This is a genomic window from Blautia sp. MCC269, assembly GCF_018785655.1.
GTDB lineage: Bacteria > Bacillota > Clostridia > Lachnospirales > Lachnospiraceae > Blautia_A.
Genome location: NZ_WQQE01000023.1, coordinates 37,668 through 48,901 on the forward strand (window position 1 = coordinate 37,668; position 11,234 = coordinate 48,901).

The 11,234-nt window shown below is 44.6% G+C and carries 11 protein-coding genes; all 11 read left to right on the forward strand.

All coding sequences use genetic code 11. The features are described 5' to 3' along the window. Positions 1-70 precede the first annotated feature (70 nt). Positions 71-1,408, forward strand: a complete 1,338-nt coding sequence (locus GPK88_RS08445) for an acyltransferase family protein (RefSeq protein WP_173762058.1) — start codon at positions 71-73, stop codon at positions 1,406-1,408. Further along, the gene (locus GPK88_RS08450) at positions 1,408-2,709 is read left to right on the forward strand and encodes an adenylyltransferase/cytidyltransferase family protein (RefSeq protein ID WP_173762059.1); all 1,302 of its coding nucleotides are present in this window, start codon (positions 1,408-1,410) and stop codon (positions 2,707-2,709) included. Before GPK88_RS08445 ends, GPK88_RS08450 begins: the two co-directional genes overlap by 1 nt. A gap of 3 nt (positions 2,710-2,712) precedes the next feature. Further along, positions 2,713-4,992, forward strand: a complete 2,280-nt coding sequence (locus GPK88_RS08455; protein WP_148445445.1) for a LicD family protein — start codon at positions 2,713-2,715, stop codon at positions 4,990-4,992. Between the two features lie 19 nt (positions 4,993-5,011). Then, a complete protein-coding gene (locus GPK88_RS08460; RefSeq protein ID WP_215707685.1) occupies positions 5,012-6,184 on the forward strand; it encodes a LicD family protein in 1,173 nt (390 codons plus the stop codon). Next, positions 6,177-7,997, forward strand: a complete 1,821-nt coding sequence (locus GPK88_RS08465; RefSeq protein WP_244092685.1) for a thiamine pyrophosphate-binding protein — start codon at positions 6,177-6,179, stop codon at positions 7,995-7,997. Before GPK88_RS08460 ends, GPK88_RS08465 begins: the two co-directional genes overlap by 8 nt. Before the next feature lies 1 nt (position 7,998). Then, a complete protein-coding gene (locus GPK88_RS08470; protein WP_173762061.1) occupies positions 7,999-8,736 on the forward strand; it encodes an SDR family NAD(P)-dependent oxidoreductase in 738 nt (245 codons plus the stop codon). A 171-nt stretch (positions 8,737-8,907) separates the two neighbouring features. Next, on the forward strand, positions 8,908-9,057 hold the full coding sequence (gene rpmG, locus GPK88_RS08475) for a 50S ribosomal protein L33 (protein WP_044961412.1): 150 nt from the start codon (positions 8,908-8,910) through the stop codon (positions 9,055-9,057). A 25-nt stretch (positions 9,058-9,082) separates the two neighbouring features. Further along, on the forward strand, positions 9,083-9,289 hold the full coding sequence (secE, locus tag GPK88_RS08480; protein WP_118515828.1) for a preprotein translocase subunit SecE: 207 nt from the start codon (positions 9,083-9,085) through the stop codon (positions 9,287-9,289). Positions 9,290-9,304: 15 nt separating this feature from the next. Beyond that, positions 9,305-9,826, forward strand: coding sequence for a transcription termination/antitermination protein NusG (nusG, locus tag GPK88_RS08485; RefSeq protein WP_015525332.1), 522 nt, complete (start codon positions 9,305-9,307; stop codon positions 9,824-9,826). 68 nt (positions 9,827-9,894) lie between these two features. Next, a complete protein-coding gene (rplK, locus tag GPK88_RS08490; protein WP_015525333.1) occupies positions 9,895-10,320 on the forward strand; it encodes a 50S ribosomal protein L11 in 426 nt (141 codons plus the stop codon). Between the two features lie 95 nt (positions 10,321-10,415). Continuing rightward, the gene (gene rplA / locus GPK88_RS08495; RefSeq protein ID WP_015525334.1) at positions 10,416-11,111 is read left to right on the forward strand and encodes a 50S ribosomal protein L1; all 696 of its coding nucleotides are present in this window, start codon (positions 10,416-10,418) and stop codon (positions 11,109-11,111) included. Positions 11,112-11,234: the final 123 nt, after the last annotated feature.

Genomic DNA, 11,234 nt, shown 5'->3' on the forward strand with positions numbered 1-11,234 from the left:
TGCAGGCTGTTTGGCTATGAGCAAGTAGCGAAGCGGATTACGAATATCCGTATGAATAAGGTGGAAACAAATGAGACAGAGAACTGAAAGCCAGGGAGTCCCGTATTCTTATCTGGTTGATAACATTAAGGTATTGTTGATTTTTCTTGTTGTATTTAATCATCTGATTGCGTTTCAGCTGGTTAAGGCAGACGTAGTGGTGCGTTATGTGTGGTATGCAATTACCATTTTTCATATGCCTGCGTTTGTTTTTATGTCCGGCTATCTTTCCAAGAAACCGCAGGATGTACTGAAAAATGTGAAAAATCTGCTGATTCCTTATATTCTTGGATACAGTCTGACCTGGTATGCAACAATTTGGATCGGCAAACGGATGGATTATGAACTGCTTCGTCCATCTGGTACCGTCATGTGGTATGTGCTGGCACTGTTTATCTACAGACTTACCATAGAAGCACTGGGTAAGGTGAGATTTATTGTGCCGTTAAGTATCGTTTTTGCACTGTGGGCAGGAACAAGACCGGAATTTACAACTTATCTTTCCTCTTCAAGGATTGTTGTATTTTTTCCGTTTTTTGTGGCAGGCTATCTGTGGAAAAGTGATTATACCAAGGTAGTCCGTAAATTTAAAGGAAAATGGGTTCTGATCCCGATTTCGGGACTGCTTTTATATGCAATTCCGAATTTTATGATTGCAAATAAAATTCCGATCGATATTTTCAGAGGAAATCATACGTATCAGTTATCCGGAATGGATGATATCACAGGAATGCTGATCCGTCTTCTGATGTATCTGGTATCGTTTGTGCTGGTACTTACATTCCTGGCGCTGATGCCGGATGTGAAACTTCCGATTACTTTCATCGGAAGAAACACCATGGGAATTTATTTTTTCCATTATCCGATCATGATTGTGCTCAACGGACTTTTACTGCTCAGCATTCCGCAGATGCTGAATGTGTGGGTGCTGTTCGGAGTTTCCTGGATTTTTGTACTGATTCTGGGAAGTACGCCGGTTTCCTTTAGTTATAACGGTGTGCTGAATCTTCTCACACTGCTTGTGTTTAAGAGAGAAAAGCAGGTTCAGGATGAAGGTCTGGAAGAGGAATATGATGAAGATGACCGTTATGAGACTATGCTGAAGAGAAAAAAAGCAATCGAGGAACTGGCGGCCACTCTTGAGGAAGAGCATGCCGAAAAAGTCAAAGAAAAAACTTCGGGTAATACGACTCCAGATAAAAAAGAAGAATTTTTTACAGAAGAAGAGCTGGAAGAGGAAGAAGAAATAGAAGAAACACAGGAGTTTGAGGAATTACAGGCATTGGATGAACTCCTGAACGCAATTGAACCTCAGGAAGAGATGGAAGCGCTGATGGAAAAGGAAGAACAGAAAGAGCAGGACGAATAATGAAAAGAGTCATTACTTACGGTACCTTTGATCTGTTCCACCAGGGACATTACAACATTTTGAAAAGAGCAAGGGAACTGGGGGATTATCTCATTGTAGGAGTTACCAGTGAGAGTTACGATATAGAACGGGGCAAGCTGAATGTTCAGGACAGCCTTCTGAAACGAATCGAAAATGTAAGGAAGACAGGCTTTGCTGACGAGATTATCGTAGAGGAGTACCAGGGACAGAAACTCAGCGATATTACCAAATATAACATTGATCTCCTGGTAGTAGGATCTGACTGGAGAGGGAAATTTGATTACCTAAAAAATTACTGTCAGGTTGTCTATCTGGAGCGTACCAAGAATATTTCCAGCACCAAACTCAGAAGTGAGGGGACGATTTTCAGTGTTGGAATTGTGACAGATGATACGGAAGACAACGGAATGGTTATGGAATCCAAGTTTGTAAGCGGGCTCCATGTGGAGAGTGTTTATTCCGAAGATATCTTTGTTGCAAGAGAATTCTGTGACAGATATGAGCTGGATTCTTACGGTACAGATTATGAACGTTTTCTGGGCGGGCTGGATATTATTTATATCAAGTCCGCCCAGAAGAACAGAGCGGACTATATAAGGCGGGCGCTGGAACGGGGGAAATATGTAATCAGTGACACACCAATGACGCTGAACCCGGAAGAAATGGAAGAACTGTTTGCGCTGGCCAAGGAACACAGGGTAGTGCTTGTGGAGAAGCTTACCCTTGTTTATCTGCGCGCTTTTACACAGCTTGTATGGCTTACCCACGGTGCACTGGTGGGAGATGTGGTAGCTGTGAAGTGTGCGGTTTCCCAGGATGATTTTGAAGGTGGAAAAAACTTCAATGAGACAGTGAGCCAGGCGCTCTGTGCATGTATCAAACTTCTTGGAAAAGACTACCTGGAAGTCAACACCAATGCGGTAAAAGGCAGTGACGGAGAATTTATCTACGACATGATTACGGTAAAGTATCCCAGGGCACTGGCAACCATAGAGATCGGAACAACGGTAGATGTGGAAAATGAACTTGTGATCATAGGAAGCAAAGGCCGGATTACAGTTCCCAATGACTGGTGGAATACCGGGTATTTTGAGGCGAAGGTAGAAGGACAGGAATTCCTGAAACGCTACAGCTTTAACTTTGAGGGAAACGGTCTTCGGTATCTGCTTCAGGAACTGATGATTATGATCCGTGACAGACGTACGGAATGTACGCGGTTTTTCTATGAAGAATCCGAAACACTGGCTGAACTTTTGAAAACGATTGATCAAAGAGGTTAACAGATGACAGAAAAACAGGAGCTTCTTTTGCAGCTCTTCCGAGAGGTTGACGCAATCTGCAAAAAGCACAATCTTAGATATGTAATGGCCGGGGGAACCCTGATCGGTGTCCTTCGAAATGAAGGATTTATTCCGTGGGATGATGATGTGGATATCTACATGCCAAAGAGCGACTGGGATAAATTTGTGGAAATCTGCAAAACAGAAATACCACAGAACAGAGCGCTCTATTGCTCAGATGTAGACAGAACTTACACCAACGGGTTTCCGAGATATGGAGGTACGGACAGCTGTGCGATCCATAAGCATCAGATTATCGGAGACGATAAGGCCGGAGAGATCATAGATGTCCTTACTCTTGATCCCATTCCGGATGATGACAGAGAGTATGAGAAGTACAGAACCCATATGATGATCTACACAGATCTTCTTAATATCAGCATGGTTGTGGGTGCAAGATGGGAAATTCCTGCTTTTCAGTATCTTTACTGGCTGTTCCGCTATAAATTTTTCGGAAAAGACAGAACCCTCAAAAAACTGGAAAAAATCATGTTTTCTTATAAAGAAGAGGAGTGCAGCCGCTACGCCATGCGCTGGGGTGGCTGCCCGTTTCTTTTTGACAAAGATATGATGTTCCCTGTGAAATATATGGATTTTGAAGGGGAAAAAGTAATGGTTCCCCACAGGACAAGCGATTACTTGATCTGGCATTACGGAGATGAATGGTCTTATATACCGCCTCATGGGGAAAGAGAATCCCATGAGTCTATTTATGTTCCGGGCGCTTCTTATCAGGAGATCCGGGATGAATATATGCCGAGAATCGACAAAAACCGAATCCGCAGGCAGATGACATTTCGGAAATTTTACTGCCTTCTGATGGCAAAAGGTGACCATAAACTGGATAAGAAACGAAACCGTATCCGTGCAGGTGTAATCGCAAAAGATCTGGGAGCAAGGTTCCTGAGATCGGAGAAATCCCTGGAAACACTGCTTCTGGAAAAACGCTACGATGTACTGAATGAGATTTTTGACAGTTATTACCGCACACAGCTCAGTGTGGAATTTATCGGACGTGAAGATTACAAGGGAATCCAGCCGTTTTATCATCCGACTCTGGTTCCTGTGGAAGACGCTGTTTTCCAGGCAGCCATGCTGACACTGATTTATACGGAACGGGTCGGCAAGGCATGGAGAATGTATGAGGTTCGCAGAAAACTGGATCACCTTACTCCGGAAATGGAACAGACCGTGGAAGACATCCGCCTGTTCCGAAAAGCAGCCACTCATTATGAATTCCGTGAGATGAAAGAAGCGGAAACAATAGTTGATGATCTTTTGAAAAAATATCCGGATGCTCCGGGATTTGTGAAATTTAAGTGCAGATTTATCATGGCACGCATGGAAGAGTCCGGGAATACTTCTGAAGCGGAAAAATTCCTGGCATCCTGCAGAAAGCTCTTTCCACAGGACGGATATTTTATGAAATATCAGGGAGATCTTTTCTGGAAAAAAGGGCTCTGGAAAGAAGCGTTATCCGGTTATGCCCGTGCAAGGGAATGCACAAACAACGGAATTGTACATCTGGAACTGGACAAGTTCTTTAAAGATAAAAAAACATCCGCAATAAAAGAATGCAGAAAACTTCTGGACGGCCATCAGAAAGACGAGGCCCTTTCCATGATGGAACTCTGGAAAAAACTGATGCCGGAAGATGAGGAAATTGACGGAGCACTTTATCTGGCAAAAGTATCTGCTGTCCGGACAAAAGCAGAACTGGAAGAACTGGTAAATGAACTTTACCTGAAAACAGGCATTTCTGATAAGATAGAAAAAGAGGCTCTTTCAGAAGAGATGCTTTACAGGGAAGCACTTACCCAGGCATGGCAGAGATTTGGATATCCGGAAGTTCTGGCAGCTTACCATACCAGACTGATTTGTACAGATGATGAAAGCGAGATGGAATATCTGGCAGAAGAAGTACGGAGCTTTCTGTTCCATAAACAGTGGCAGGGAGAAACCTATAAACTTCTCGGAGATATCCGCAGAAAACAGGGACAGACAAAAGAAGCATTTGAAAACTACTTCAAAGCCCTGGAGAATATGCAGCATCCATATCTCAAAACAGAGCTTTCCAGAATTTTTCTGGAAGATCTTTATAAGGGAAGCAGAAGAGCGGCATTTTTTGCAAAGAAAGCAGATGTCTCGGAATTTTTAAGTGTCTGGCTGGACAAATATGGAAGCCAGGAAGAGATCCAAAAGCTTCTGAAAAAGATCGTATAATTATGAAAAATCAACAGAAATGAGGCAGAGTGTATTGAACAGAGAACAGCAGAAAATACTGGAACTTCTTAAAGAAATAGATACCATATGCAGAAAAAATAAAATCACATATTTTCTATCTCCGTACTTTACCCTCTGCGCGGTAACCGGAAGACCTTTTCCGCAGAATCCCACAGCCGGGAATGTATACATGAAAACCGGCGATATGGAGCGGTTCAAAAACGCATTTGAGGAAGAACCGGAATTAAGAAGAACACTGGAATCTATGGATAATAACAAACGCTTCCCGGGATTCTTTCTCCGGTATACAGATAAGGATACGCTGTATTACACCATGGATAACTACGGAAGATATCAATATCCCGGAATGGCGGTAAAGATTGTACCGCTGCAATGTGAGTATGGCCCGAAGAAAAAATATATGTGGAACCGGATGCGGGAAGATGGCTGGAAAAAAATCCGCGGAAAAAACGGTCAGTGGAAAACTAAAAGGGATTTTGCATGTATCTGGATGGTGCGTTTCCTTTCACTCTGTGGAAGAGGCTGGCTGGCAAAAAGTATTTTCCGGGATCTGATTCATCAGCCACAGAAAAACGTTCAGACTTATGTGATTCGTTTCCAGAACCAGAATATTTATTATCCTGCATATATTTTTGAGAACCCACAGGAAGTGGAACTTGAGGGAGAACGCTTTTTTGTTCCGGGAGATACCGATAAATATCTCACCATTGCCTTTGGAAAAAATTACGCAGATAAGGCGCCGGAAAATTATCGTCCAGCACCTACAACTATATGCAGTGCACTGATTCCCTGTGAAGAATTTATGCAGCAGTACGGCGGAGAGGCAAAAAAACTTGCCGCTGAAAGAAAAAGGCGAGAGGCCCGCAGAAAATACGGAATGAACTATAAACAGTACTTTAACCAGTGCTGGACATACGCGAAGTTCTGCGGAACAAAATATACCTGTGCAAGAGCATACAGGAAGAAAACAGGATATATCCGCAACCTGTATAAGAACCAGGATTACGTTCAGCTGGAAAACATTTTTTCGGAATATACAGGAATGATGAATAAATGTCTGAAGTATGATGAAATATTTGAAGCGGATCCGGAAATACTGGATATATATATGAATTATCTGGAGAAAACAGGAAGGACACCGCTTCTTGAGAAGGTAAAAGAATATGTCTAATAAGATGAAGCTTACAGATTATGTTGTAGATTTTCTTGAAAAAAAAGGAATTCATGATTTTTTTGGATATCAGGGAACCATGATTGCACATCTGGTAGATTCCATCGAGAAGAATCCGGATGCCAGAAGTCATTCCAGTTATAACGAGCAGGGAGCTGCTTTTGCGGCCTGCGGCTATGCTCAGGCGAAGGATGCCTGCGGCTGCGCCTATGCTACAAGCGGCCCGGGAGCTGCCAATCTGCTCTCCGGTGTGGCAGATGCTTATTTTGATTCACTTCCGGTGATCTTTATTACCGGACAGCTCAATACCTACGAGTATTCCGGTATTGCAGGCCTTCGTCAGCAGGGATTTCAGGAAATTGATATGGTTTCCATGGCGAAGCCGGTAACCAAGTATGCCGTACAGGTCCGTGATCCAAAAAACATCGTCCGGGAACTGAACCTGGCATGGCAGATTGCCAACACAGGACGAAAAGGCCCGGTTCTTATTGACCTGCCCATGAATGTACAGAGAGGTGAGGTAGAAGATCCGGTTTATGATATGAAGTTTTCCGAGGAAGAGATCGAAGCAGCCGTCTATGGCAAAAATGATCCGGAAAATGGAGCTGCTTTTTACAGGGATGCCGTTGCAAAGGCGGATTCTTCTGACGCAGGGGAAGCCGCAGAATATATCCTGACGAAGATGAAAGAGGCGAAACGTCCGGTATTCATGATTGGCCACGGAGCAGATGGAGAAACGGAAAAAATGCTCACAGATCTCGCACGGGCCCATCACATTCCTGTGATCACAAGCGTACTTGCCCGGTCCGCTCTGGGCTTTCGGGATCCGCTGAATTTCGGATGCATCGGCGGTGCCTATGGACATCGTTATGCAAATATGATTGCCAACGCAAAAAGCGACCTTCTGCTTTGTTTTGGAATTTCTCTCTGTACCCGTCAGATCGGAACGAAAGTTCATGAATTTGCCAAAGGAGCGGAGATTATCCGGGTGGATATTGACCCTTATAACCTTCAGAGAGAAATCCATGAGGGAAGAAAAGGGGAGAAATGTTTTTGCGTCAGTGCAGAGGATGTGGTGCGTAAACTGACAAAGCAGCAGGTACAAATCGGTTCTTATGAAGAATGGCTTGCCATCTGTCAGAAAATCCGAAAAGAGCTGGAGCAGGTGGACGATGAGACACCGCAGCGCTATCCGAACCGTATGATCGCATACTTAAGTGATCAGCTATCCGATACAGGAGCTGTTGCTGTGGATGTGGGACAGCATATGGTCTGGAGCTACCAGTCTTTCCACAACCAGCAGGGCCAGAAGACACTTTTTTCCGGCGGACATGGCGCCATGGGATATGCACTTCCGGCAGCGATCGGCGCTTATTATGCTACAGGGAAACCGGTGGCATGTATCTGCGGAGACGGGGCCTTCCAGATGAATATTCAGGAACTGCAGTGGGTGAAACGTGAGAATATCCCGGTAAAAATGATCGTAATGAACAATGAGGCGCTGGGAATGATCCGCCATCTCCAGAGAGATTATTTTGACTGTGTGTATGCGGACACTTCTGATGGCAGCGGATTTTCATCCTGTGATTTTTCCGATGTGGCACAGGCTTATGGAATTTCCTCAAAGCGCATCCAGGGAGAAGATGTGGAAAAATATGCAGGTGAGTTTCTGGAACAGGATGGACCGGAGCTTCTGGAGATCATGTTGGAAAACGGCACCTACGCATACCCGAAGACCTGTCTGGGTGAGCCGATCCATAATCAGCAGCCTTATATACCGAAACCGATATTTGATGAACTGATGGAGTTATAAAATGGGAAAAATAACTGTAATCACAGGCGGAACTTCCGGAATCGGAAGGGGGATCGCCGAAAAGATCCTGGCAGAGTCAGCGAAAGAAGACAGGATCTTCGTAACATACGGACATGATGAGAAGAAGGCGGCCGCTTTTCTGGAGAGCCTTCCTGAGGAAAAAAGATCTCAGGTGATCCTGATGAAGGCAGATATGTCTTCCTATGATGAGATGATGGTTTTTGTGGAAGCGCTGAAGAAACAGGCTGACCATATTGACTGGCTGGTAAGCAACGCCGGGATCAGCACCTATGCAAAATATGAGGATTACAGCTTCGAGGAGTGGACACGGATCGTAAACACCAATCTTTCCGTGCCGGTATTTATGGTCAAAGAGCTGAGACCCCTGATGGTGGAGGGCGGCAGCGTGCTCTTTACCGGTTCCTATGCAGGGCAGCAGGCATATTCTTCCTCCCTTGTATACGGAGTCACCAAGGCAGCCATTCATTTTCTGACCAAATCCCTGGTAAAAGAATTTGAGCCAAAAGGCATTACCGTCAATGCTATTGCACCGGGATTTATCGAAACCCCATGGCACAGCGCCCGCACTCAGGAGAGTTACGACCGCATCAACAGAAAGATCGCTCTTCACAGGTTTGGAACTGTGGAGGAAGTGGCGGATATGGCTTATGCGGTGCTTTCCAATGGATATATGAATGGTAGCGTTGTAGATATTCATGGAGGTTACGATTACTTCTGAGAAAACTGTTAAGAAAATATTAAAAAGGCTTGACTTGCACCAGTGCTCTGTGATAAAATTGACGAGCGACATGGAAGTTAGGTCTTTTTTTTATGCCCGAAAATGACGACGGATATACGTTCCGGGCGGCGTAAAAAGGCCGTGCAAATGAAAACACTGGAGGTGGAAGTTGTGCGCGTTAAGATTACATTAGCATGCACCGAGTGCAAGCAGCGTAACTACAATATGACGAAGGAGAAAAAGAACCATCCTGAGAGAATGGAGACCAAGAAATATTGTAAGTTCTGTCATACACACACTCTGCACAAGGAAACAAAGTAATCACAGAGATTTGTGAGGTTATGCTATGGAAAAACAGAAATCTGCGGATAAGCCGCAGAAGAAAAGTTGGTTTCAGGGACTTCAGTCAGAATTTGAGAAGATTGTCTGGACAGACCGTCCCACACTGGCAAAGCAGACTGTTGTGGTCGTGATCATCACGATCATCCTGGCAGTGGTTATCAGTGTAATGGATTCCGGAATTCTGGAATGCATTAATTTCTTAATGAAGTAAGGACAAGGTGATTATATGTCAGAAGCAGCAAAATGGTACGTTGTCCATACCTATTCCGGGTATGAGAACAAGGTAAAAGCCAACATTGAAAAGACGATCGAGAACAGACACCTGGAAGACCAGATCCTGGAGGTACGTGTTCCGCTGCAGGATGTAGTGGAGATGAAGAACGGAACCTCAAGACAGGTTCAGAAAAAGATGTTTCCAGGCTATGTGCTTCTCAATATGGTGATGAATGACGATACCTGGTATGTTGTCCGTAACACCAGAGGTGTTACAGGATTCGTAGGACCGGGATCGAAGCCTGTGCCTCTTACAGAAGAGGAAATGATGCCGCTTGGTATCCAGAAACCGGATATCGAAGTGGACTTCGCAGAGGGCGACATGGTAGTCGTTACTGGTGGTGCATGGAAAGATACTGCAGGTGTGATCACAGGTATCAACATGCAGAAACAGACAGTAACGATCAATGTTGAGCTTTTCGGTCGTGAAACACCGGTAGAGATAAGTTTCACAGAAATCAAAAAAGCTGAGTAATTAAAAAACAAGGTAACAGCAAGTGGGAGGGACACACCCCCGCCAATACCACATAGGAGGTGCCGAAAATGGCAAAGAAAGTAACAGGATATATCAAATTACAGATTCCGGCTGGTAAAGCAACTCCAGCACCACCTGTAGGTCCGGCTCTTGGACAGCACGGTGTAAACATCGTACAGTTTACTAAGGAGTTCAACGCAAGAACAGCTGATCAGGGAGATCTTATCATCCCGGTTGTCATCACTGTTTACGCTGACAGAAGTTTCAGCTTCATAACCAAGACTCCGCCGGCAGCAGTTCTTCTTAAGAAAGCTGCAAACATCAAATCTGGTTCCGGTACACCGAACAAGACTAAAGTAGCTAAAGTTACTAAGGCACAGGTTCAGGAGATCGCTGAGCTGAAGATGAAAGACCTCAATGCAGCATCCATCGAGGCTGCTATGAGCATGATCGCCGGTACAGCAAGAAGTATGGGAATCGAAGTCGTAGACTAATAAATACCGAAGCTTAAGTTCGGGGTTCCCGTAGAAAAAGTGAAATTTTCAAGTGGGAGGGCTTTTCCCCGCAAATACCACAGGAGGTTATAGAAATGAAACGAGGAAAGAAATATGTGGAAGCTGCGAAAGCAGTAGACCGCGCAACATTATATGATGCACCAGAGGCTATCAGCCTTGTTAAAAAAGCAGCTGTAGCTAAGTTCGACGAGACCATCGAAGTTCACATCCGTACAGGCTGCGATGGACGTCACGCAGATCAGCAGATCCGTGGAGCAGTTGTTCTGCCACACGGAACAGGTAAAAAAGTTCGTGTACTTGTATTTGCTAAAGATGCTAAGGCAGAAGAGGCAAAGGCAGCAGGAGCAGACTTCGTAGGAGCTGAGGACCTCATTCCGAAGATCCAGAACGAGGGATGGCTTGACTTTGACGTTGTAGTTGCAACACCGGATATGATGGGCGTTGTAGGTCGTCTTGGTCGTGTACTTGGACCGAAAGGTTTAATGCCAAACCCGAAAGCTGGTACTGTAACAATGGACGTAACAAAAGCTGTTAACGACATTAAAGCAGGTAAGATCGAGTATCGTCTTGACAAATCCAACATCATCCATGTTCCGATCGGAAAGGCTTCCTTTACCGAGGAGCAGTTAAGCGACAACTTCCAGACGCTTATGGGAGCTATCACAAAGGCTAGACCTAGCACACTGAAAGGTCAGTATCTGAAGAGCGTTACAATCGCTCCGACAATGGGACCTGGTGTTAAGCTTAACCCGATTAAATTAGCTCAGTAATAAATTTTAAATACCCTGTACAGAGGAGGCTCTGCACAGGGTATTTTTTTGTGTGACAGTAAAAATAAACCCCCTGCTATGCAGGGGGAGGGAAGATCTTTAGATATAAGTAATCTCCTGTGT

Bases quoted from the DNA above. Each gene is read 5' to 3' on its own strand.
- GPK88_RS08445 (WP_173762058.1), top strand. From the start codon at position 71: ATGAGACAGAGAACTGAAAGCCAGGGAGTCCCGTATTCTTATCTGGTT.
- GPK88_RS08450 (WP_173762059.1), top strand. From the start codon at position 1,408: ATGAAAAGAGTCATTACTTACGGTACCTTTGATCTGTTCCACCAGGGA.
- GPK88_RS08455 (WP_148445445.1), top strand. From the start codon at position 2,713: ATGACAGAAAAACAGGAGCTTCTTTTGCAGCTCTTCCGAGAGGTTGAC.
- GPK88_RS08460 (WP_215707685.1), top strand. From the start codon at position 5,012: ATGAGGCAGAGTGTATTGAACAGAGAACAGCAGAAAATACTGGAACTT.
- GPK88_RS08465 (WP_244092685.1), top strand. From the start codon at position 6,177: ATGTCTAATAAGATGAAGCTTACAGATTATGTTGTAGATTTTCTTGAA.
- GPK88_RS08470 (WP_173762061.1), top strand. From the start codon at position 7,999: ATGGGAAAAATAACTGTAATCACAGGCGGAACTTCCGGAATCGGAAGG.
- secE (WP_118515828.1), top strand. From the start codon at position 9,083: ATGGAAAAACAGAAATCTGCGGATAAGCCGCAGAAGAAAAGTTGGTTT.
- nusG (WP_015525332.1), top strand. From the start codon at position 9,305: ATGTCAGAAGCAGCAAAATGGTACGTTGTCCATACCTATTCCGGGTAT.
- rplK (WP_015525333.1), top strand. From the start codon at position 9,895: ATGGCAAAGAAAGTAACAGGATATATCAAATTACAGATTCCGGCTGGT.
- rplA (WP_015525334.1), top strand. From the start codon at position 10,416: ATGAAACGAGGAAAGAAATATGTGGAAGCTGCGAAAGCAGTAGACCGC.